Annotated in this window: 21 protein-coding genes and 3 tRNA genes; 10 read left to right on the top strand and 14 right to left on the bottom strand. The window is 71.2% G+C overall.

The window, feature by feature from the left end; genetic code table 11:
* Positions 1–31 precede the first annotated feature (31 nt).
* The gene (locus ABIB37_RS05095; protein WP_354257526.1) at positions 32–1,213 is read left to right on the top strand and encodes a zinc-dependent alcohol dehydrogenase; all 1,182 of its coding nucleotides are present in this window, start codon (positions 32–34) and stop codon (positions 1,211–1,213) included.
* A gap of 110 nt (positions 1,214–1,323) precedes the next feature.
* On the opposite strand, the gene ABIB37_RS05090 is transcribed toward ABIB37_RS05095, so the two are convergent.
* Positions 1,324–1,407: transfer RNA gene (locus ABIB37_RS05090), tRNA-Leu, on the bottom strand.
* A 92-nt stretch (positions 1,408–1,499) separates the two neighbouring features.
* Between ABIB37_RS05090 and ABIB37_RS05085 the strand changes: the two genes are divergently transcribed.
* The 7 genes from ABIB37_RS05085 to pknB all read left to right on the top strand — a co-directional run bounded on the left by ABIB37_RS05085 (position 1,500) and on the right by pknB (position 10,506).
* Positions 1,500–2,177, top strand: coding sequence for an FHA domain-containing protein (locus tag ABIB37_RS05085; RefSeq protein WP_354257523.1), 678 nt, complete (start codon positions 1,500–1,502; stop codon positions 2,175–2,177).
* Positions 2,174–2,707 (top strand): FHA domain-containing protein FhaB/FipA, encoded by a 534-nt coding sequence (locus ABIB37_RS05080; RefSeq protein WP_354257520.1) that lies wholly within the window; start codon positions 2,174–2,176, stop codon positions 2,705–2,707. The genes ABIB37_RS05085 and ABIB37_RS05080 overlap by 4 nt, the downstream gene beginning before the upstream one ends.
* Before the next feature lie 2 nt (positions 2,708–2,709).
* Positions 2,710–3,951 (top strand): PP2C family protein-serine/threonine phosphatase, encoded by a 1,242-nt coding sequence (locus tag ABIB37_RS05075; protein WP_123696653.1) that lies wholly within the window; start codon positions 2,710–2,712, stop codon positions 3,949–3,951.
* Entirely contained in the window at positions 3,948–5,372 is a 1,425-nt protein-coding gene (locus tag ABIB37_RS05070; protein ID WP_354257517.1) for an FtsW/RodA/SpoVE family cell cycle protein, read from the top strand. Before ABIB37_RS05075 ends, ABIB37_RS05070 begins: the two co-directional genes overlap by 4 nt.
* A complete protein-coding gene (locus tag ABIB37_RS05065; RefSeq protein ID WP_354257515.1) occupies positions 5,369–6,853 on the top strand; it encodes a peptidoglycan D,D-transpeptidase FtsI family protein in 1,485 nt (494 codons plus the stop codon). Before ABIB37_RS05070 ends, ABIB37_RS05065 begins: the two co-directional genes overlap by 4 nt.
* On the top strand, positions 6,850–8,601 hold the full coding sequence (locus ABIB37_RS05060) for a protein kinase domain-containing protein (RefSeq protein WP_354257512.1): 1,752 nt from the start codon (positions 6,850–6,852) through the stop codon (positions 8,599–8,601). The genes ABIB37_RS05065 and ABIB37_RS05060 overlap by 4 nt, the downstream gene beginning before the upstream one ends.
* Before the next feature lie 75 nt (positions 8,602–8,676).
* On the top strand, positions 8,677–10,506 hold the full coding sequence (pknB, locus tag ABIB37_RS05055) for a Stk1 family PASTA domain-containing Ser/Thr kinase (protein ID WP_354257510.1): 1,830 nt from the start codon (positions 8,677–8,679) through the stop codon (positions 10,504–10,506).
* Between the two features lie 17 nt (positions 10,507–10,523).
* Here pknB and ABIB37_RS05050 read toward each other — a convergent pair whose 3' ends face one another.
* The 3 genes from ABIB37_RS05050 to ABIB37_RS05040 are packed head-to-tail and all read right to left on the bottom strand — an operon-like array spanning position 10,524 to position 12,111.
* Positions 10,524–11,177 (bottom strand): anthranilate synthase component II, encoded by a 654-nt coding sequence (locus ABIB37_RS05050; RefSeq protein WP_354257507.1) that lies wholly within the window; start codon positions 11,175–11,177, stop codon positions 10,524–10,526.
* Positions 11,178–11,191: 14 nt separating this feature from the next.
* On the bottom strand, positions 11,192–11,365 hold the full coding sequence (locus ABIB37_RS05045) for a hypothetical protein (protein ID WP_354257504.1): 174 nt from the start codon (positions 11,363–11,365) through the stop codon (positions 11,192–11,194).
* Positions 11,365–12,111 carry a class E sortase gene (locus ABIB37_RS05040; RefSeq protein WP_354257502.1) on the bottom strand — a complete coding sequence of 249 codons (747 nt, stop codon included), beginning with the start codon at positions 12,109–12,111 and terminating at the stop codon, positions 11,365–11,367. Before ABIB37_RS05040 ends, ABIB37_RS05045 begins: the two co-directional genes overlap by 1 nt.
* Before the next feature lie 40 nt (positions 12,112–12,151).
* On the opposite strand from ABIB37_RS05040, the gene ABIB37_RS05035 reads away from it, so the two are divergent.
* Positions 12,152–12,409, top strand: coding sequence for a cell division protein CrgA (locus ABIB37_RS05035; RefSeq protein ID WP_123696659.1), 258 nt, complete (start codon positions 12,152–12,154; stop codon positions 12,407–12,409).
* A 99-nt stretch (positions 12,410–12,508) separates the two neighbouring features.
* Here the strand turns inward: ABIB37_RS05035 and ABIB37_RS05030 are convergent, their stop codons facing one another.
* Together ABIB37_RS05030 and ABIB37_RS05025 are read right to left on the bottom strand one after the other, a co-directional pair.
* Positions 12,509–13,372, bottom strand: a complete 864-nt coding sequence (locus tag ABIB37_RS05030; RefSeq protein ID WP_354257499.1) for a rhomboid family intramembrane serine protease — start codon at positions 13,370–13,372, stop codon at positions 12,509–12,511.
* Between the two features lie 7 nt (positions 13,373–13,379).
* The gene (locus ABIB37_RS05025) at positions 13,380–13,919 is read right to left on the bottom strand and encodes a peptidylprolyl isomerase (protein WP_123696661.1); all 540 of its coding nucleotides are present in this window, start codon (positions 13,917–13,919) and stop codon (positions 13,380–13,382) included.
* A gap of 141 nt (positions 13,920–14,060) precedes the next feature.
* Here ABIB37_RS05025 and ABIB37_RS05020 point away from each other — a divergent pair, with 141 nt between their 5' ends.
* A complete protein-coding gene (locus tag ABIB37_RS05020; protein WP_354257496.1) occupies positions 14,061–14,660 on the top strand; it encodes a hypothetical protein in 600 nt (199 codons plus the stop codon).
* Between the two features lie 68 nt (positions 14,661–14,728).
* On the opposite strand, the gene ABIB37_RS05015 is transcribed toward ABIB37_RS05020, so the two are convergent.
* From ABIB37_RS05015 to gyrA, 8 genes are all read right to left on the bottom strand, one after another.
* On the bottom strand, positions 14,729–14,914 hold the full coding sequence (locus ABIB37_RS05015; RefSeq protein WP_354257494.1) for a hypothetical protein: 186 nt from the start codon (positions 14,912–14,914) through the stop codon (positions 14,729–14,731).
* A 3-nt stretch (positions 14,915–14,917) separates the two neighbouring features.
* The gene (locus tag ABIB37_RS05010; RefSeq protein ID WP_354257491.1) at positions 14,918–15,352 is read right to left on the bottom strand and encodes an NUDIX hydrolase; all 435 of its coding nucleotides are present in this window, start codon (positions 15,350–15,352) and stop codon (positions 14,918–14,920) included.
* A 9-nt stretch (positions 15,353–15,361) separates the two neighbouring features.
* Positions 15,362–17,203 (bottom strand): BCCT family transporter, encoded by a 1,842-nt coding sequence (locus tag ABIB37_RS05005; RefSeq protein ID WP_354257489.1) that lies wholly within the window; start codon positions 17,201–17,203, stop codon positions 15,362–15,364.
* Between the two features lie 151 nt (positions 17,204–17,354).
* Positions 17,355–18,758, bottom strand: a complete 1,404-nt coding sequence (locus ABIB37_RS05000; RefSeq protein ID WP_354257486.1) for a threonine/serine exporter family protein — start codon at positions 18,756–18,758, stop codon at positions 17,355–17,357.
* Between the two features lie 91 nt (positions 18,759–18,849).
* Positions 18,850–18,922: transfer RNA gene (locus tag ABIB37_RS04995), tRNA-Ala, on the bottom strand.
* Between the two features lie 30 nt (positions 18,923–18,952).
* Positions 18,953–19,029, bottom strand: a tRNA-Ile gene (locus tag ABIB37_RS04990).
* Positions 19,030–19,090: 61 nt separating this feature from the next.
* Positions 19,091–19,498, bottom strand: coding sequence for a DUF3566 domain-containing protein (locus ABIB37_RS04985; protein WP_354257483.1), 408 nt, complete (start codon positions 19,496–19,498; stop codon positions 19,091–19,093).
* A complete protein-coding gene (gene gyrA / locus ABIB37_RS04980; RefSeq protein ID WP_354257481.1) occupies positions 19,495–22,158 on the bottom strand; it encodes a DNA gyrase subunit A in 2,664 nt (887 codons plus the stop codon). The genes ABIB37_RS04985 and gyrA overlap by 4 nt, the downstream gene beginning before the upstream one ends.
* Positions 22,159–22,193 lie beyond the last annotated feature (35 nt).

Below are 22,193 nucleotides of genomic sequence, written 5' to 3'. Positions count from 1 at the left end.
GATCTGTACCCCATCGGCCTAGCGTGGAGGCATGAGAGCACTCACCTGGCAAGGCAAGCGCAAGGTCTCGGTCGACGAGGTGCCGGACCCCCGCATCCAAGAGCCCACGGATGCGGTGATCCGCATCACGTCGACCGCGATCTGCGGGTCGGACCTCCACCTCTACGAGCTGTTCAGCCCCTTCCTCAAGCAGGGCGACATCCTCGGGCACGAGCCGATGGGCATCGTCGAGGAGGTGGGCTCTGCGGTCACGAGCCTGCAGCCGGGCGATCGGGTCGTGATCCCGTTCGTCATCGCGTGCGGCAGCTGCTTCATGTGCTCGCGCGGCCTGACGACGCAGTGCGAGACGACGCAGAACCGCGACCAGGGGGCCGGCGCCGCCCTCTACGGCTACACGTCGCTCTACGGCTCGGTGCCCGGCGGGCAGGCCGAGCGGCTGCGCGTGCCGCTCGCCGACTTCAACGCGACCAAGGTCGGCTCCGAGCTGCCCGACGACCGCTACCTCTTCCTCAGCGACATCCTGCCGACCGCCTGGCAGGGCGTCGCCTACGCCGGCCTCCAGCCCGGCGAGACGCTCGGCGTCATGGGGCTCGGCCCCGTCGGCCAGTTCGTCGCGCGCATCGGCCGCCACCTCGGCCACCGCGTGATCGCCGTCGAGCCGGTCGCCGAGCGCCGAGCCATGGCGGAGCGCTACGGCGTCGAGACGCTCGACATGGAGAACGCGACGGACGCCCTCAAGGACCTCACGGAGGGCCGCGGCCCCGACCGCATCGTCGACGCGGTCGGCATGGAGGCGCACGGCGCGCCCGGCACCGCGACGGCGCAGCAGCTCGTGGGCGCGCTGCCCGACCTGCTCGCGAAGCCGCTCATGAAGCATGCGGGCCTCGACCGGCTCTCGGCGATGCACACGGCCTTCGACGCCGTGCGGCGAGGCGGCACCGTGTCGCTCAGCGGCGTCTACGTCGGCTCTGCCGACCCGATGCCGATGATGACGCTCTTCGACAAGCAGATCACGCTGCGGATGGGCCAGTGCAACGTGCAGTCGTGGCGCGACGAGCTGCTGCCGATCGTCGAGGACCCGGCCGACCCGCTCGGCACCGCCGACCTCACCACGCACCGCGTGCCGCTCGAGCAGGCGCCCGACATGTACGAGATCTTCCAGAAGAAGGAGGACGAGTGCATCAAGGTCGTCCTCGAGCCGACCGCGCACTGATCCTGAACCGGGCCAGTGGTCGGCGGGCGCGATAGCTGCGCTCCTCGACCACAGGACCGGTTGAGCGCAGGGCAAGCGAAAGGCCCCGGGGTGGAGCCCGGGGCCGTTCGTGCGCGAGGGGGGACTTGAACCCCCACGTCCTTACGGACACTGGCACCTGAAGCCAGCGCGTCTGCCAATTCCGCCACTCGCGCGAAGCCCGGTCGGAACCGGGCAACCACACGAGAATATCAGGTTCCTAGGCTCGGCAGGTACGCTGACGGCGGCAAAGGACGGTGATACATCCATGGGATTCCTCGATTCGATCGAGCGCGGGCTCGAGAAGGCCGTCAACGGCGCCTTCGCGAAGACCTTCCGCTCGGGCGTCGAGCCGGTGGAGATCGCCAGCGCGCTCAAGCGCGAGCTCGACACCAACGCGTCGGTGGTCTCGCGCGACCGCATCCTGGTGCCCAACCGCCTGACCGTCCGGCTCGCGCCCGCCGACTTCGAGCGCCTCCGCCGCCTCGGCGACGCGCTCCTCGACGAGCTGACGGGCACCGTGCAGGCGCACGCCCGCCAGTCGGGCTACTCGTTCGCCGGCGCGATCGACCTCGGCCTCGAGCCCGACGACGGCAAGACGACGGGCATGCTCGAGATCGTCTCGGGCACCGAGGCGGGCGAGGTCGTCTGGACGGCCGTCGTCGACATCAAGGGCAAGCGCCACGCCCTGCGCAAGGGCCGCACCATCATCGGCCGGGGCTCGGATGCCGACATCACGGTCGACGACGCCGGCGCATCCCGCAAGCACGCCGAGATCGTCTGGGACGGCACGCGTGCCCAGGTGAGCGACCTCGGCTCCACGAACGGCACGACCCTCAACGGCCGCGCGCTCAGCAGCGCGCTGCTCGAGCCCGACTCCATCATCGACATCGGCGCCACGCGCATCGTGTACCGCGTGCTGGCGCAGCCGAAGGGGCGAGCATGAGCGAGCTGACCCTCATCATCATCAGGATCGGCTTCCTCGCGCTCCTGTGGCTGTTCATCTTCATCGTGCTCTACTCGCTGCGCAGCGACCTCTTCGGGCCGCGCCTCACGCCGCTGCAGCGCGTCGCGGTGCAGAGCCAGCAGAACCGCGCGAGCGTGGGCGCGACCGCGCCGGCAGCCGCTCCGGCCGACAGCCCGACGACCGTCACCGAGCGCGTCGCGCCGAGCAGCGGCGGCGGCAGCGCGAGCCGGGTCGTCATCACCTCCGGTCCGCGTGCCGGCCTCGAGCTCGACCTGCCCGAGACCGGGCTGTCGATCGGCCGCTCGAGCGGGTCGGGCCTGCAGATCAAGGACGACTACACCTCGAGCGCGCACGCCAAGATCGTGCGCTGGCGCGACCAGTGGATGGTGCAGGACCTGGGGTCGACGAACGGCACCTACGTCGACGGCAAGCGCATCACCGAGGCGACCCCGGTGCGCGTCGGCAGCGCGGTGCGGATCGGGACCACCACGTTCGAGCTGAGGCGCTGAGCTTGAGCACACCGCTCGCGGCCGCGATCAGCCACGTCGGCAGGATCCGCTCGGAGAACCAGGACTCCGGCTACGCCGGGACCTACCTGTGCTTCGTCGCCGACGGCATGGGCGGCCACGCTGGCGGCGACGTCGCGAGCGCGATCGTGACCCGCAAGGCACGCGAGGCCGACCGCGAGTACGCGACCGCCGAGGAGGCGGCCGCGGCCCTCGCCCAGGCGCTCCGCACCGGCAACGACGCGCTCCAGCAGGCGATGGTCGAGCACCCGGAGCTCTCGGGCATGGGCACGACCGGCTCGGGCATCATCCGGGTCGGCGACCGCATCGGCCTCGCGCACATCGGCGACAGCCGCATCTACCGCTACCGGGTCGGCGCGCTCGAGCAGATCTCCACCGACCACACCTTCGTGCAGCGTCTCGTCGACGCCGGGCGCATCACGCGCGAGGAGGCCGAGCACCACCCGCGGCGCAACGTCGTCATGCGCGTGCTCGGCAACGTTGAGACCGACCCGGAGATCGACACCGCCGTCCACGACGCGCTCCCGGGCGACCGGTGGCTCGTCTGCTCCGACGGCCTGTCGAGCTACGTCGACGAGGAGCGCCTGCGAGCGATCCTCGAGCAGGGCCTCGACACCCCGTCGACCGTGCAGCGGCTCGTCAACGAGGCGCTCTCGCGGGGCGCCCCCGACAACGTCACGGTCGTGCTGTGCGACATCGACGAGCGCCGCCGCTCGTCGATCGAGCCGACGACGGTCGGCTCCGCCGCCGCCCCCATCTCGTACGAGGCGGTCGAGCCCGAGCGGACCTCGGTGTCGCTCGGCCAGCTGCTGCTGCACCCGCGCCAGTCGCGCCAGCAGCCGGCGTTCGAGCACTTCGAGCCCGAGAGCGAGGAGTTCCTGCAGGAGCTGCTCGCCGAGCAGCGCCGCATGCGGCGCAACCGGCGGATCAGCTGGAGCGTCGGGGCCGCCCTCGCCGTGATCGGCATCGGCATCCTCTCGGTGCTCTTCTACACCTGGACGCAGGACCGCTACTTCGTCGGCGTCAACGAGGCGGGGAACGTCGCGATCTACCAGGGCATCCAGCAGCAGATCGGGCCGATCGTGCTCGCGACGCAGGTCGAGGAGACCGACATCGCGGTCGACGACCTCACCCCCTTCAACCGCCGCAGCGTGGAGCAGACGATCTCCGCCGACTCGCTGGCCGACGCCGAAGCCGTGATCGAGCGACTGGAGCGATCGCCATGACGCAGCAGACGACACCGTCCGACCGGACCGCCTCGAACGCGCTGCAGACCGGCATCGTGCAGCTGCGCGACGTGACCGAGGCCATCAAGGTGCGCATCCGCAACCCCGCGAAGCTGCGCAACCTGGAGCTGTTCCTGCTCGTGATCGCCTGGGTGATCGCCGGCGGCGCCATGGTGCTCGTGCAGCTCGGCGCGCTGCAGCGCGTCGACCTGTTCCCGCTGCAGCTCGCCGCCGGGCTCGGCGTGCTCACGCTCGCCCTGCACATCACGCTGCGCGTCGTCGCGCGGGAGGCGGACGCGATCATCCTGCCCGTGGTGACCGCGCTCAACGGCATCGGCATCGCGATGATCTACCGGATCGACATCGACGAGGGCGTGACCGGCTGGGACGCCGCCTCGATGCGGCAGATCGCGTGGACCGGCATGGCGATCATCGTCGCGATCGTCGCGATCGTCGTGGTGCGCAACCATCGCGTGCTCGCCCGCTACCGGTTCCTCGCGATGGCCGTCGCGATCCTGCTGCTCATCCTGCCGCTCGTGCCCGGGATCGGCCGCACGATCAACGGCGCGACCGTCTGGATCGGCGTCGGCGACCTCGTCTCGCTGCAGCCGGGCGAGCTCGCGAAGATCGCGCTGGCGATCTTCTTCGCCGGCTACCTCATGACCGCGCGCGACTCGCTCTCGGTGGTCGGCAAGCGCTTCCTCGGCATCCGGTTCCCGCGCCTGCGCGACCTCGGGCCCATCCTCATCGTCTGGGCGATGTGCATGCTCGTGCTGGTGTTCCAGCGCGACCTCGGCACCTCGCTGCTCTACTTCGGGCTCTTCCTCGTGATGATCTACGTCGCGACCGGGCGCCGCTCGTGGATGCTCATCGGCGTCGGCCTCGTCGCGCTCGGCGGCGTCGCCGCCTACTTCACGCTCGGCTACGTGCAGCGCCGCATCCACGCCTGGATCCACGCGTTCGACGCCGACGTCTACGGCGCGACCGGCGGCTCGTTCCAGATCGTGCAGGGCGTCTTCGGCATGGCGCACGGCGGCCTGCTCGGCACCGGCCTCGGCCTCGGCCGGCCGGGCATCACGCCCTACGCCAACAGCGACTACATCATCCCGTCGCTCGGGGAGGAGCTCGGCCTCGCCGGCATCTTCGCGATCCTCGCGCTGTACCTCGTGCTCGTCTCGCGCGGCGTGCGCGTCGGCTTCCAGGGTCCTGACGACTTCACGAAGCTGCTCGCGATCGGCCTCGCCTTCGCGATCGGCCTGCAGGTGTTCATCGTCGTGGGCGGCGTCACGAGGCTCATCCCGCTCACAGGCCTCACGACGCCGTTCCTCGCCGCCGGCGGCTCCTCGCTGCTGGCCAACTGGCTCATCGTCGCGCTGCTGCTGCGGCTGAGCGACTCGGTGCGCGGAAGGGGGATCGCATGACCAGCAACCCGGACCCGGAGCAGAGCATGCGCCGGCCGATCCGCCGCATCAGCACGCTGCTGCTCATCATGTTCGTCGGCCTCTTCGGCTCGTCGACGATGATCCAGGCGGTGCAGGCGGATGCGCTGCACGGCGACCCGCGCAACACCCGCACGCTCCGCGACTCGTTCGCCGTCGAGCGCGGCTCGATCGTGGTCGACGGCGTGCAGGTCGCGCTCTCGACGCCGTCGGACGACGAGTACGAGTGGCAGCGCGAGTACCCGCTGGGCGCGCTCTACGCGCCGGTCACCGGCTACAACACCCTCGGCCAGGGCAACACCGGCATCGAGGGCGCCATGAACGAGGAGCTCACGGGCACGGCGAACAGCCAGTTCCTCGACCAGATCGTCGCGACCCTCACGGGTCAGGACCCGGCAGGCTCGTCGGTCGAGCTGACGATCTCGAGCGCCGCCCAGCAGGCGGCGGCGGATGCGCTCGGCTCGCGCGAGGGCGCGGTCGTCGCGCTCGACACCGAGACGGGCGACGTGCTCGCGATGTACTCGAGCCCCACCTTCGACCCGAACGCGTTCGCCCTGCACGACACGGCGGCCGTCACCGACACCTACAACCAGCTGCTGAACGACCCGGAGCAGCCGCTGCAGAACCGCGCGATCGCGGGCGACCTCTACTTCCCCGGCTCGGTCTTCAAGGTGCTCGTGCTCGCCGCGGCGCTCGAGTCGGGCCGCTACACGCTCGACTCCGAGTTCGACAACCCCGAGACCCTCACGCTCACCGGCACGTCGACCGAGATCCGCAACGCCTCGCGCACCACCTGCGGGCCGGGCGAGCGCGTGAACCTCGAGACCGCGCTGAGCCTGTCGTGCAACATCCCGTTCGCGCTGCTCGGCGAGGAGCTCGGCGAGGACGCGATCGCCGAGCAGGCCGCCGCGTTCGGCTACGGCCAGGACCTCGACATCCCGGTCTCGGTGCAGCCCAGCAGGTACCCGAGCGACCTGGACCCGTCGCAGCTGCAGCTCACCTCGTTCGGCCAGTTCGACGTGCGCGTGACGCCGCTGCAGATCGCGATGACGACCGCGGCGATCGCGAACGACGGCACGCTCATGCGGCCCAACATGGTCGACCGGGTGCTGGCGCCGAACCTCGACGTGCTCGACGACCCGGAGCCGACGATCATGGGCAACCCCGTGTCGTCGGCCACGGCCGCCGAGATGCGCGCCGCGATGGAGCTCGCGGTCAACGAGGGGCTCGCGACGAACGCGCAGATACCGGGCGTGACCGTGGGCGGCAAGACCGGCACCGCGGAGACCGGTGAGAACAACGAGCCGTTCAACCTGTGGTTCACGGGCTACGGAGAGCTGGACGATCGGAGCGTGGCGGTGGCCGTCGTGGTCGTGCCAGATGAGAACATCGTCGGTGATACTTCAAACGTGATCGCCGCGCCAATCGGGAGAGCAGTGATCGAGGCGGTGCTGAACTCATGAGACCTTCCAGCGGACTCACCTTCGGTGGGCGATACCAGCTGTCGAGCCGGATCGCCATCGGCGGCATGGGCGAGGTGTGGCAGGCGACCGATCAGGTGATCGGCCGCACCGTCGCGCTGAAGATCCTCAAGGACGAGTACATGGGCGATCCCGGGTTCCTCGAGCGCTTCCGCGCCGAGGCCCGGCACGCCGCGCTCGTGAACCACGAGGGCATCGCCAACGTCTTCGACTACGGCGAGGAGGAGGGCAGCGCCTTCCTCGTGATGGAGCTCGTGCCGGGCGAGCCGCTCAGCGCGATCCTCGACCGCGACCGCACGCTCTCGGCCGACAAGGTGCTCGACATCGTCGCGCAGACCTCTGCCGCGCTGCACGCCGCGCACCAGGCGGGGCTCGTGCACCGCGACATCAAGCCCGGGAACCTGCTCATCACCCCCGAGGGCCGGGTCAAGATCACCGACTTCGGCATCGCCCGCATCGCCGACCAGGTGCCGCTCACGGCCACCGGCCAGGTGATGGGCACGGTGCAGTACCTCTCCCCCGAGCAGGCCTCGGGGCAGCAGGCCGCGCCCGCGACCGACATCTACTCGCTCGGCATCGTCGCCTACGAGGCCCTCGCGGGCCGCAGGCCGTTCACGGGCGAGTCGCAGGTCTCGATCGCCATGGCGCACATCAACGACGCGCCGCCGGACCTGCCGGGCACCGTGCCCGAGCCGGTGCGCAACCTCGTGCTGTCGTGCATCGCGAAGACCCCCGCCGACCGGCCGACGTCGGCGGCGCACCTCTCGCGCGCGGCGACCATGCTGCGCCGCGGTGACATCGCGGGCGCCGCGGCGATCGTGCCGGGCATCGCATCCACCGACTCGTTCGCCACGATCGACTCGCCCACGCAGGCCGCGACCCGCGTCATCACGACGCAGTCGAGCCCTGCCACGGCCGCGCTGCCGGTGACGCGCACGACCACGACGACGCGCGACGCCGAGAAGCGCCGCACGAACCCGTGGATCTGGCCCGTCGTGATCCTCGCCGTCCTGCTCGTGGCGGCCGGCGTCGCGATCGCCCTGATGCTGCTGAACGGCAACCAGACGCCGCCCGCCGCGACCGAGACGTCGCAGCAGCCGACCGACAGCACCGCCGCGACGGTCGACATCGACGAGGCGACCTTCATCGGGATGGACGAGACGGAGTTCCGCGGCGCGATCGAGGACCTCGGGCTCGTCGCGAACGTCGAGACGGGCAACCCCGCGACCGACCCCGCCGACATCGGGCTCGTCTACGCGGTGAACCCGACCGGCCCGGTCGTCGAGGGCTCCACCGTGACCGGCACGATCTACGGCCCGGTCTCGGAGATCACCGACCCCACCGCGGCGCCGCGGCTCTCGGACGGATCGGACCCGGCCGCCGTGACGGCGGGCGACGCGGTCTCGGTCGTCTGGGATGCCGCGAGCTGCCCCGCCGGCTACACGCTCGGCGGGTACACCGCGACGGTCGTGTGGCCCGACGGCCAGACCGAGACGTTCGAGACCGGCACCGCGCAGCTCGACTTCACGACCGTGCCGAGCGGCGAGACCTCGGTCTCCTACGTCTACCGCTGCGAGATCCCGGACGGCGAGACGCTCACGAGCGGCTCCTCGCCCGCGCTCACCATGACGGCCACCGCCGAGGAGACGCCGGAACCGGAGCCGGAGCCCACCCCGACGCCGACCGAGCCGATCGAGACGCTGCCCGTCGAGCCGACGGACGGGCCCTGAACCACCGGGTGCCGTAGAATCGACGGATCCCCGCGCGAGCAGGGTCGAAGGCCACGCACGACGAGAGGACCAGCGATGACCGACAGCATCATCGCGTCGCTGCGAACCCTCGGCGACCGCTACGAGATCGGCGACCTCATCGGCCAGGGCGGCATGGCGCAGGTGCACCGGGCTCGCGACACCCGGCTCGACCGCCAGGTCGCGGTCAAGCTGCTCAAGCCCGAGCTGTCGCTCGACCCGGAGTTCCGCACGCGCTTCCGCCAGGAGGCGCAGTCGGCGGCGCGCATGTCGCACCCCACCGTCGTGCGGGTCTTCGACGCCGGCGAGGAGCCGGCCGTCGGACCGGACGGCGAGCCTGCCGCGGTGCCGTACATCGTCATGGAGTACGTCGACGGCCGGATGGTGAAGGACATCATCGCCGAGGGCCCGCTCTCCGAGGCCGAGGCCGTGCGCATCACGAAGGGCATCCTCACCGCCCTCGAGTACTCCCACCGCGCGGGCATCGTGCACCGCGACATCAAGCCCGGCAACGTCATGGTCACGCCCGGCGGGCAGATCAAGGTGATGGACTTCGGCATCGCCCGCGCCGTCAGCGAGACGAGCGCGAACGTCGCGCAGACCGGCCTCATCCTCGGCACGGCGCAGTACTTCTCCCCCGAGCAGGCCCGCGGCGAGACCGTCGACGCGCGCACCGACCTGTACTCGACCGGCGTGATCCTCTTCGAGCTGCTCACGGGCCGCGCGCCCTTCGAGGCCGACACGGCGGTGGGCGTCGCGTACCAGCACGTCGCCGAGGAGCCGCCGCTCGCGTCGTCGATCACGCCCGGCATCACCCCGGAGATGGACTCGATCGTCACGAAGGCGCTCGAGAAGCGCCGCGGCGACCGCTTCCAGACGGCGACCGAGTTCAAGGAGGCGCTCGACGACGCGCTCGCCGGCGTGCTCGTGCCGTTCGTCCGCACGCAGACCGCGCCGCTCGAGATCGGCGCGGCGACGACGATGTTCGCAGCGCTCGCCGCCGACGACGCCGAGCCCGAGGTCGAGCAGCCGGTGCAGCGCACCCGTCGCCCGCACCTCGTCTGGCTGTGGGCCGCGGTCGCGCTCATCGGGGTGCTCGTCGTCGGCGCGGTCGTCTGGGCCGTCAGCCTCGGCGGCAGCCTGCCGATCGCCGGGCTCTCGACCGTGGTCCCCACGGTCTCCGGGCTCGAGGAGGAGGCCGCCATCGCCGCGATCGAGGAGGCGAGCCTCACCCCGGAGGTGCGGCGCGTCATCGACGAGGCGGACGCGGGCACGGTGCTGCGGACGGAGCCGGATGCGGGCATCACCGTCTCCCCGGGCGCCGCCGTGACCCTCGTCATCTCGAACGGTCCACCACCCGCGCCGCTCATGAGCGTCGCGAACCTCAGCGAGGCGCAGGCCAGGCAGGCGCTCGAGGCCGGCGGCTTCACCGTGGGCTCCGTCACCCGCGAGAACTCGTCCACCGTGGCGCAGGACCTCGTCATCAGCACCGACCCGAGCGCCGGCACCGATGTCGCGCGCGGGGCCACGGTCAACCTCGTGCTGTCGTCCGGGCTCGTCGACGTGCCGAACGTGCTCGAGCGGCCGATCGCCGCGGCCGCCGAGGAGCTCTCGGCCCTCGGCCTGACCGTCGACCGCCGCTTCACGACCCGCTGCCGAGGCGGCGACGTGGTGGAGCAGTCGCTCACGCCCGGCGCGCATCCCCAGGGCAGCACGATCACGCTGCTCTACTGCAACGGCCAGTCCCGGCCCGCGCCGGCACCGGCACCGCCGAGCCAGCCCACGCAGCCCCCGGCCACGCCGACGGAGCCGGAGGGTGGCGACAACGGCGGTGGCGACAACGGCGGCGACAACGGCGGCGAAGAGGGCGGCGGCGACGAGGGCTGACGCCCCCGAGCGAGCCGTCAGGCCACGTGGTCGGGCGGCGGCGCGAGCGTGACGAGCGGCGCTCGGCCGGCCGCGAGCTCGGCGGCGCCCGCGAGGCCGGCCGCCTCGAGCCAGTTGCCCAGCATCCGGTAGCCGCCCTCCGTGAGCACCGACTCGGGGTGGAACTGCACGCCCCAGACGGGCGCGTCGCGGTGCTCGACCGCCATGATGACCGCCCCGGGACCCGCGGTGCGCGCGGTCACGCGCAGCGCCTCCGGCATCGTGCCGTCGACGATCGCGAGCGAGTGGTAGCGGGTCGCGGTCAGCGGGCTCGGCAGGCCGTGGAAGATCGTGGAGTCGTCGTGGTCGACGAGGCTCGTCTTGCCGTGCATGAGCTCCGGCGCGTGGGTCACCACCCCGCCGAGCGCCTCGGCGATCGCCTGGTGCCCGAGGCATACGCCCAGCAGCGGCGTGCGGTGCTCGATCGCGGCGTGCACCATCGGGATCGAGACGCCCGCGTCGCCGGGCGCGCCCGGTCCCGGTGACAGCAGCACGGCATCCCAGTCGCCGATCGTCGAGGCGTCGACCTCGTCGTTGCGCACGACCGAGACCTCGGCACCGAGCTCCTGGAGGTAGCCGGCGAGGGTGTAGACGAAGCTGTCGAAGTTGTCGACGACGAGGATCCGGGTCATGGAGGTGGCTCTGCTCATTCGGACGGTGCTCGTTCGAGCATGGGGTCAGGGGTGGGGAAGAAGGTCTGCATCACCCACGGGTAGCCGTGGAGGATGAGCGTGGCGGCGACGGCGGCGACCAGCAGCAGCACGATCAGCAGCCGCAGCGGCCACGGGCCGGGCAGCGCGCGCCACAGCGCGGCGTACATCAGGCAGCCCCGATCGCATCGGCGAGCTCGCGCGGCATGCCGTCGGCAGCGCTCTGCCAGCCGACGAACGTGGCGTAGGCCACCAGTCGGCCGGCCGCCGACCACTCGGGGTTGCAGGTCGTGAGCGTGAGGTAGCGGCCGTCCGCGGGCGTGGTCGGCTGCTGCGGCACCATCGCGACGACGCCCACCGCGGTCGGCGGCACGTACTCGTGGTTGCGGAACTCGTAGACGTACCAGGCGTTCGCGGTCTGCACGAAGATCCGGTCGCCCACCCGCATCTCGTCGAGGTGGGTGAACGGGCCGCCCTGGCCGTTGCGATGCCCGGCGACCGCGAAGTTGCCGAGCGCGCCCGGCTGCGCGGAGCCGCTGTAGTGCGCCAGGCCCTGGTCGAGCGAGTCGAGCACGGCGCGGCTCGTGCCCTCGCCGACCACTCGCTGGAAGGCGCCGAGCCGAGGGATGTGCATGACGGCGAACGACTCGCGGTCGGCGACCGCCGCCTCGGCCGGTGGCTCGTCGGTGCGGAGCCCCTCGGTCGTCGGCTCCGCCGGCTCGAGCGGCCCGAGCTGCGCGGCGAACGACCTGGCGGCCTGCTGCTGCTCGCTGCCGAGCACCGCGTCGGCGAGCCAGAGCTGCCAGCCGGCGTAGCCGAGCGCGAGCACGCCCGCCGTCAGCAGCAGCTCGCCGAGCACGCTCACCACGGTGGCCCGGCGCCGGGGGCGCCGGTCCGTGCGCTGCTGCCCGACCACAGGACAATCCTAGGCGCCGACTGCATTAGCATGGGTTGCCATGAGCCCTAGCGAGAAGTCCGTCGACAAGGCGTCGACGGCGAGAGCCAAGTCGGCGCGTTCCCCGCACGACGAGCAGCGGAACCCCGCGTGGTTCAAGCCCGTCATGTTCGGCTTCATGCTCGTGGGCTTCCTGTGGGTCATCGTCTACTACATCTCCGGCACCACCCTGCCGGTGCCGTCGCTCGGCTCCTGGAACATCGTGATCGGCTTCGGCGTGATGTTCATCGGCTTCATCATGACCACCCGCTGGAAGTAGCGAGTTACACCGGTGTAGTTCTCCACACCTGTGGAGAGAATTGTGGACAACTCGCTGCCGGCTGCCGCGCATGCAGGCGCGCGCAGCTCGTGACGCGCCTCAGAGCAGCGTCGCGACCCGCGCCGCGAAGAGCGCGGCCAGCACGAGCGCGGTGGCCCCGATGACGAGCCACGACGCCGTCGACGTCCTGACCTTCGAGCGCTTGTCGGCGAAGCCGATGCCGAGGCCGAGCGCGAGCCCGATGAGCAGCCCGCCGACGTGCGCGGGCCACGAGATGCTCGCGAACAGGAACGTGATGACCAGGTTGATGCCGACGATGATGAGCAGCGACCGGTTCACCCGCCCGACCATCCGCTGCATGCCGATCGTCATGCCGAACAGCGCGTAGATGCCGCCGGATGCGCCGACCACGCCAGCGGCCGGCGTGAACCACGCGACCGCGACGGCGGCGCCAGCGACGCTCACGAGGTAGGCGGCGAGGAACGGCAGCCTGCCGATGCGCTCCTCGATCGGTGGTCCGACCATCCAGAGCACGAGCATGTTGAACGCGAAGTGCAGCACGCCGGCGTGGACGAGGGCGTAGGTGACGAAGCGCCACGGCTCTGCCAGCGAGAACGGCGTGTAGAAGAGCAGCGACTCCGCGAGGTCACCGGGCAGGATCTGCAGCACGCCGACGACAGCGGTGACCACGGCGATCGCGATCGTGACCGGCGCGGGCTGCGCGAGCCACTGGCGCGCTCGGCGGCCGACCGCGGTGCGGGGCGCCCCGTTGGAGGCACGCGTCTCGCGCAGCATCGTCTGCTGCTCGGCGCGCAGCTCCCGCACGCAGTCGGGGCACCGCACGCCCACCGGCGCCTGCTGCTGGCACTCGCCGCAGATGGTGCGGCCGCAGCGCTGGCACAGGACCCAGCTGGACCGGTTCGGGTGCCGGTAGCAGCGATCGGCGGGCGGTGCGGCGCTCACCGGGGTATCAGACCTGCGCGATCTCGACGGTCTCGATGACGACGTCGTCGAGCGGGCGGTCGCGGCCGTCGGTGGGGACCGCCTGGATGGCGTCGACGACGCGCTGCGACTCGGCGTCCTCGACGAGGCCGAAGATCGTGTGCTTGCCCTGCAGCCACGGGGTCGCGACCGTCGTGATGAAGAACTGCGAGCCGTTGGTGCCGCGACCCGCGACCTTGCCGGCGTTCGCCATCGCGAGCACGTAGGGGGCGTTGAAGCCGAGGTCCGGGTGGATCTCGTCGTCGAACTGGTAGCCGGGACCGCCGACGCCCTGGCCGAGCGGGTCGCCGCCCTGGATCATGAAGTCGGGGATGATCCGGTGGAAGACGACGCCGTCGTAGAGCGGGGCGGTGGACTTCTCGCCGGTGGCGGGGTGCGTCCACTCGCGCGCGCCGGTGGCGAGCTCGACGAAGTTCTGCACGGTCTTGGGGGCGTGGTCGCCGAGGAGGTTGACCTTGATCTCGCCGAGGTTGGTGCGGATCGTCGCGACAGCGGTGTGATGAGCCATGGCTCGATCCTCCCACAGCGGGGCTCGCCGGAGGTCGCGGGGTGCGCCCGTTCGACGACAGCGAAACCGCGCCGGACTGGGTGACTCGCTCAGGAAAACCTGCAAGGATGACGCCCAGGCTTCGACCACGGAAGGACATCTATGTCGCTCGAACTCACGCGCAAGCGCGCGAAGGAGATCAAGAAGCTCCGCAAGCAGGCCGACAAGCTCTGGGCTGAGCAGCGCGTCGTCAGCCAGCACGCCGCCCGCATCGCCCGCGAGGCGAAGGCCCAGGCTCGCGCCTACGGCACCGAGTCGCTCATCCCCACCGCCGAGCAGTACGTGCACCGCGGCGTCGACGCCGGCCGCGACGGCATCTCCCGCGCCACGCGCGGCTGGAACGCCGCCGTCGTGCCCGCGATCGCCTCGGGCCTCGGCTCGCTGGCAGCGGTGGCCCAGGTCGCGAAGGACGACCGCGTGAAGAGCGCGATCGAGAACGTGCGCCGCTACACGACGGTGCCGGACCTCGTGCCGGCCCCGGCGCAGAAGAGCGGCCCGAACGCCTGGCAGTGGCTGCTCATCGGCGTCGGCTCGGTCGCCGTCGTCAGCGCCGCCTACGCCGCGTGGCAGACGCTCCGCGCCGACGACGACCTGTGGATCCCGGACGCCGAGGACTCCGCGATCGACGCTCCCCCGCGCCCGACGGACCAGCCCTCCGGCGGTCTCGCCGACGGTCCCGAGGCAGGCGCTCCGCAGGCCTGACCTCCGCATGACGAAGGGGCCCCCGCCATCCGGCGGGGGCCCCTTCGTCGTGAACGGCTGCGCAGCGCTCAGCCGAGGCTGACGCCGAGCACGACGAGCAGGCCGCCGGCCAGCAGCAGCCCGCCGGCGAGCACGAACGCCCGCATCCGGCGCTCTGGCTCGCGACCCGACCGCATGGTGCGCACCGCATCGACGCCGCTGACGATGCAGCTGGCCACCATGACGCAGAGACCGACGACGACGAGGGGATGCATCGGTCAGCGCAGCGGGGATCCGGCGTCGTGCAGGTGGCGGATCGCCCAGTCGACGGCATGCACGTGGCGCAGCTGCCGCACGGAGGACAGCGGGTGCCACGCGACGTCGTCGGTCGTGCCGTCGACCTCGATCGTCAGCTCGCCGCCGATGACCTCGGCGCGGTAGAGGATGCGCAGCGCCTGCATCTCGTCGCCCCGGAGGCTCGTCGGCACCACGGCGGAGTCGACGCCCAGCAGGCTCGTGAGCCGGACGTCGTAGCCCGTCTCCTCCTTGACCTCGCGCACGGCGCCGTCGGCCGGGTGCTCGCCCGGCTCGACGCCGCCGCCCGGCAGGGTCCAGCCGCTCATGCCGCCCTCGTTCCAGTGCGGCAGCAGGATCTCGCGCTCGTCGCCCTCGCCCCTGGTGATCAGGGCGTAGGCGGCCACTCGCATGCGCATCCCGCCATCCTAGGGCCGCTCGGCCGACGCCGTGGGTGCGTCTGCGTCCTCCGCCGCGACCCTCGCGGCGTCGCGGTCCGCGCCGCGCCAGCCCGGGGCATCCGGCGCCGGCGACGGGTCGGACGGGTGCGCCGTCGGCTCGATCGCCTGGGTCGGCACCATCTCGCCGACGCCCTCGCCCGGCGCCGTCTGCTCGACGGTGAGCTGGAAGTCGTCGCCGTGCTCGGTGACGCCCGCCACCACCGCCTGCTCGACCGCGGCGAACGCGTAGGCGCGGCGCACGACGACGGGGTCCTGCGAGAGGTCCTTCGTGAGCGCGATCGCGAGCCCGATCATCACGACGACGAACGGCAGCGCCGCCACGATCGTCACTTGCTGCAGGCCGTTGAGCGCGTCCTCGCCGCCGATGAGCAGCATGATCGCCGCGACCGCGCCGGTCGCGACGCCCCAGAAGATGACGGTCCTGCGCGCCGGCCGCAGCGAGCCCCGATGCGAGAGCGTGCCCATGACGATGGAGGCGGCGTCCGCGCCGGAGACGAAGAAGATCGCCACGAGCACCATCACGACGATCGAGCTGATCTGCGCGAGCGGCAGCTCGGCGAGCGCCGTGAACAGCGTCGCCTCCGGGCTGCCGGAGCTGCCGAGGTCGACGCCTGCCCGCTCGAGGTCGATGCCGAGCCCGCCGAAGATCGCGAACCAGACGAGCGAGACGAGGGTCGGGGCGACGAGCACGCCGGTGACGAACTGGCGGATGGTGCGGCCGCGCGAGATGCGCGCGATGAACATGCCGACGAACGGCGTCCAGCTGACCCACCACGCCCAGTAGAAGATCGTCCAGCCCGACAGCCAGGCGGCGACCGCCTCGCCGCCGGCGGCCTCCGTGCGGGCCGACATGACGGCGAGCTGCTCGAAGTAGCCGCCGATCGTCGTCGGCAGCAGGTTGAGGATGAAGATCGTCGGGCCGATGACGAACACGAAGAGGGCGAGCACCGCGGCGAGCACCATGTTGATGTTCGAGAGCCACTTGATGCCGCGCGAGATGCCGGACACGGCCGACACGACGAACGCTGCCGTGAGCACCGCGATGATCGCGACCAGCACGCCGTTGCCGATCTCGCCGATGCCGGCGACGATCTGGAGGCCCGAGCCGATCTGCAGGGCGCCGAGGCCGAGGGAGGTCGCGGAGCCGAACAGCGTCGCGAAGATCGCGAAGATGTCGATCGCGCGGCCGACGGGGCCGTCGACGGTGCGCTTGCCGAGCAGCGAGGTGAACGCGGCCGAGATGGTGAGCGCGCGGCGCTTGCGGAAGACGCTGTAGGCGAGCGCGAGCCCGACGACGGCGTAGATGGCCCAGGGGTGCAGCGACCAGTGGAACATCGTGGTCGCCATCGCCGTGCGGATCGCCTCGGACTCGTCGCCGCCGCCGGTGCCCGGCGGGGGCGTCACGAGGTGGCTGACCGGCTCCGTCACCCCGAAGAAGACGAGGCCGATGCCCATGCCTGCCGAGAACATCATCGCGATCCACGAGACGGTGCTGAACTCGGGGTCCTCGCCGTCATCGCCGAGCGGGATGCTGCCGAAGCGGCTCGCGGCGATCCAGACGATGAAGATCACGAAGCCCGTGGCGGCGAGCGCGAACAGCCAGCCGGTGTTGTGCACGACCCACTCGAGGCCGGCGGCGGAGGCGACGGCGAGCGAGCCGGTCGAGACCGCGCCCCAGAGCACGAAGCCGAGCGCGACGGCCGCAGCGACGGCGAAGACGATGCGGTCGAGCGGGCGCCCTGCGGCGTCCTTCGCGGGGGCGGGCGGGACGTCGAGCGCGGGGTGGAGGGGCTTCTGCCGGCGTGGCATCCGGCGGGGCTTCTCGGGTCGTTCTGCCGGTCTCGTCGTCTCGCTCATCGCATCTCCCTCAGTCGCATCGCACGTCGTCGATGCGCCGGATGGACGCATCGCGACCCATCAACGGTAGTAGGAATCTGCTGTGGATGCGATTCGAGCGCGCTCAACGCGCCCGGCCGCGGCCCCGCACGACGCTCTCGACGGTGTCGCGGAAGGGTGCCCCGAGGAACAGCCCGAGCGACGCGCCGGAGGCGAGCGCGATGCCCACGGCGGCCGCACCGACCAGGGTCGCGCCGCCCAGCACGAGGCTCCCTGGGCTGCCGTCGGACTCCACGAGCTCGAGCAGTCCGCGGAAGACGGCGTAGCCGGGCACGAGCGGCACGATGGCCGCCGTCGTGACGGCGATCGACGGCACGTGGAGCCGGTGGGCGACCACGATGCCGATGAAGCTCGCGAGCAGCGCGCCCAGCCCGCTCGCCACCGCGACGTCGAGCCGTGCGGCGATCCCGGCGGTGTAGCCGATCCACGCGATGCCGCCGAGCAGCGCGCTCACGACCGTCGCGCGGAGCCCCGCGCCGTTCATGAGCGCGACGGCGACCGCGATGATGACGGCGCCGGCGAGCTGCAGCGGCAGCGGGCCGAGCGCCGGCGCCTCGCTCGTGACGACGAAGCCGGCCCCGAGCGAGCTCGCGAACGACAGGCCGCCGATGATGCCGATCACGACGCCGAGCGTCAGCATCACGAGGTCGAGGATGCGCCCGCCGGCCGTGAGCGCGAAGCCGTCGATCGCGTCCTGGGCAGCGCCCACGACCGAGAGCCCGGCGAGCATGAGCACGATGCCGGCGGCGACGATGATCGACGGCCGCACGTCGTCGAGGAGCGGCACCCCCATGCTCGAGAGCGCGCCGGTGGCCGCTGCGGCAGCGGTGACGACGAGGGCGCCGACGATCTGCGAGAAGAAGTAGGGCACGCGCAGGCGCGCCATGCCCCGCTGCGCCATCGCCGCGGCGCACGACGCCAGGAACGCGATCGCCGCGATCACCCACGACGCCCCGAAGAGCACGCAGACGCCGACCGCGAGCATGCCCTGCGCGAGCACGACGAACGTGGGCCGGTAGAGGAAGGGTGTGCGGCGGATCTCGTGGAACCGCGCGCGGGCCTGCTCGAGCTCGATGCCGCCCTCGATCTCGGCCACGAGCGCCTGCAGCCGCTGGAGCTTCGCGTGGTCGGGCACCGGCGCGCGGACGACCCGGATGAGCGTGATCGGCAGGTCGTCGTGGTTGCGGTGGTACGAGACGCCGATGGAGTTGTAGGTGATGTCAACGTGCACCGGGCGGATGCCGAGCGCGGCCGCGACGCGCGTGGTCGCGAGCGTCACGTCGTTGGCGGATGCGCCGACCGTCGTGAGCGCCTCGGCGATGCGCATCGCGAGGTCGATCACCTTGCGCGCGTGGACGTCGTCGATCGTGAGGAGCGCCTCGGTCATCGGGCGCTGCGCGGGGTCCGTGCGGATCGCGCTCACCAGCCGTCGGCGCCAGTCCCTGCGCCCGTCCATCCGCCCGTCCATCGACTCCATCCTGGCATCCGCCCGGAGCGCGACCGGGTCGGCCGACTGCCCCTGGCAACACGAAAGCCCCACCGGAGGGTGGGGCTGGGTGTGGAGCCTGGGAGAATCGAACTCCCGACATCCTGCTTGCAAAGCAGGCGCTCTACCAACTGAGCTAAGGCCCCGTGGCACCTGCGTGCCGTGGGAGTTGTGCGTGGTGGGGCTACCTGGACTCGAACCAGGGACCTCTTCGTTATCAGCGAAGCGCTCTAACCGCCTGAGCTATAGCCCCGAGCACAAGCATCGACTCTACCACGAAGTCCGGGCTGTGCTGCACCCGGTCCCGCGCCGGCTCACTGGTTGGCGAAGCCGACCTGGAGGCCGCCGGTGATGCGCACCGACATGTTGTAGAGCGCCGCGATGACCGCGCCGAGCACCGTGATGACGACGAAGTTCAGCACCGCGACGAGCAGCGTGAACATCATCACCTGCGGCAGCGAGATGATCGACGTGATCGCGAAGTCCGGCTGCGCCAGGATGTCGCGCAGCACCTCGTCGATCTTGCCGAACAGCCCGACGACCTGCAGCAGCGTCCACATCACGAACGTGACGACGAGCTGCACGATGCCGAGCACGAGGCCCAGCACCGCCGAGACCTTCATGGCCGACCAGAAGTCGATGTGCACGAGTCGCAGGCGCACCTGCTTGCTCGAGCCGCTGCGGCGAGGCGTCTTGCTCTGCAGCTTCTCGGCGATGCTCATTCGTCGGTCTCCTCGGTGGCGTCGGCGTCGGCCTCTGCGGCCTCGGGCGCGACCGCGTCCGTGGCGTCAACGATAGCGCCATCGGTCTCCGAGGCCGTGGCAGCCTCATCGGCGAGCGCCTCCTCGGCAGGATCCTCGACGTGGGCGGCCTCGTCGACGAGCGCCTCCTCCTCGACCTCGCGCTCGATGTTGCGGGCGATCGAGATCACGAGGTCGGTGGTCGACTTCTCGGCGAACTGCACCCCCATGGTCGTGCGGCCGGTCGCGCGCACCTCGTCGACGTGCGAGCGGATGACCTTGCCGGAGGCGCGGATGAGCAGCAGCTCCTCGCCGTCGCCGACGATCGTCGCGCCCACGAGCGCGCCGCGGTCGTGGTCGCCCGACGAGAAGGTGAGGACGCCCTGCGTGCCGCGGCCCTTCGACGGGTAGTCCGCGACCGGCGTCTTCTTGCCGAAGCCCTGCTCGGTGACGACGAACACGTAGCCCTCGTCGCCGATCACCATGGCGGCGAGCGCCTGGTCGCCGTCCCGGAGGCGGATGCCGCGCACGCCGCCGGTGTTGCGGCCCATCGGCCGCAGCGCCTCGTCGGTCGCGGCGAAGCGCGCCGCGCGTCCCGCCTTCGTCACCACGAGGATCTCGTCGGACGCATCCGCGAGCATCGCCGAGATGAGCCGGTCGCCCTCGGCGAGGTTCACGGCGATGATGCCGCCCGTGCGGTTCGTGTCGTAGAGCTCGAGGCGGGTCTTCTTCACCTGGCCGTCGCGCGTCGCGAGCACGAGGTACTCGGCCTGCGCGTAGTCGCGCAGCGTCAGCACGGTCTGCACCTGCTCGTCCGGCTGGAACGCCAGCAGGTTCGCGACGTGCTGGCCCTTCGCGTCACGACCGGCCTCGACGACCTCGTAGGCCTTCATGCGGTACACGCGGCCGAGGTTCGTGAAGAACAGCATCCAGTCGTGCGTGGAATTGACGCTGAAGTGCTCGACCACGTCGTCGCTGCGCAGCTGCGCGCCGCGCACGCCCTTGCCGCCGCGGTGCTGCGCGCGGTACTGGTCGATGCGGGTGCGCTTGATGTAGCCGCCGTTCGTGAGGCTCACGACGACCTGCTCCTCGGGGATCAGGTCCTCCATCGAGACGTCGCCGCCATAGCCGTGCATGATCTCGGTGCGCCGGTCGTCGCCGTGCTTGTCGACGATCTCGGTGAGCTCCTCGACGATGATGCGACGCTGCCGCACCGGGCTCGCGATGATCTCCTTGTAGTCGGCGATGCGCACGGTGAGCTCCTCGGCCTCGTCGTGCACCTTCTGCCGCTCGAGCGCCGCGAGCCGGCGCAGCTGCATCTCGAGGATCGCGCTCGCCTGCTCGGTGTCGATGTCGAGCAGCTCCATGAGCCCGTCGCGCGCCGCCTCGGTCGTGGGCGAGCGGCGGATGAGCGCGATCACCTCGTCGAGCGCGTCGAGCGCCTTGAGGTAGGCCTCGAGGATGTGCATGCGCGCCTCGGCCTTGGCGAGGCGGAACTGCGTGCGCCGCACGATGACCTCGACCTGGTGGTCGGCCCAGTGCGTGATGAAGCCGTCGATCGAGAGCGTGCGGGGCACGCCGTCGACGATCGCGAGCATGTTCGCGCCGAAGTTCTCCTGCAGCTGCGTGTGCTTGTAGAGGTTGTTGAGCACGACCTTCGCGACCGCGTCGCGCTTGAGCGTGATGACGAGGCGCTGGCCCGTGCGACCGGAGGTCTGGTCCTCGAGGTTGGCGATGCCGTGCAGCTTGCCGTCCTTCACGAGGTCGGCGATGCGCACCGCGAGGCGGTCCGGGTTGACCTGGTACGGCAGCTCGGTGACCACGAGCGCCGTGCGGCCCTGGATCTCCTCGACCGTGACGACGCCGCGCATCGTGATCGAGCCGCGGCCCGTGCGGTACGCCTCCTGGATGCCCTTGGTGCCGAGGATCTGCGCGCCGGTCGGGAAGTCGGGGCCGTGGATGCGCTGCAGCAGCGCCGCCTGCAGCTCCTCCTTCGACGCATCCGGGTGCTCGAGGTGCCAGATCGCGCCGTCGGCGACCTCGCGCAGGTTGTGCGGCGGGATGTTCGTCGCCATGCCGACCGCGATGCCGACGGAGCCGTTGACGAGCAGGTTCGGGAAGCGCGCCGGCAGCACGGCGGGCTCCTGCGTGCGCCCGTCGTAGTTGTCCTGGAAGTCGACGGTGTCCTCGTCGATGTCGCGCACCATCTCCATGGCGAGCTGCGACATCTTCGTCTCGGTGTACCGGGGGGCGGCGGCCTCGTCGTCGCCGGCCGAGCCGAAGTTGCCCTGCCCGAGCGCGAGCGGGTAGCGCAGGCTCCACGGCTGCACGAGGCGCACGAGCGCGTCGTAGATGGCCGTGTCGCCGTGCGGGTGGAACTGGCCCATGACGTCGCCGACCACGCGCGAGCACTTCGAGAACGCCTTGTCGGGGCGGTAGCCGCCGTCGTACATCGCGTAGATCACGCGACGGTGCACCGGCTTCATGCCGTCGCGCACCTCGGGCAGCGCGCGCCCGACGATGACGCTCATCGCGTAGTCGAGGTACGACCGCTGCATCTCGAGCTGGAGGTCGACCTGCTCGATCGCGCCGTGATCGGGCGCGTCGCGGTCGAAGGGCTCGGGGGGTGTGGTGTCAGTCATGGGGTCTCGTGTTCTTGGCTTGCGGTGCGGTGCGT

The sequence above is a fragment of the Agrococcus sp. UYP10 genome (assembly GCF_040547205.1).
Classification (GTDB): Bacteria; Actinomycetota; Actinomycetes; order Actinomycetales; family Microbacteriaceae; genus Agrococcus; species Agrococcus jenensis.
This window is presented reverse-complemented; position numbering and strand designations above follow the sequence as displayed.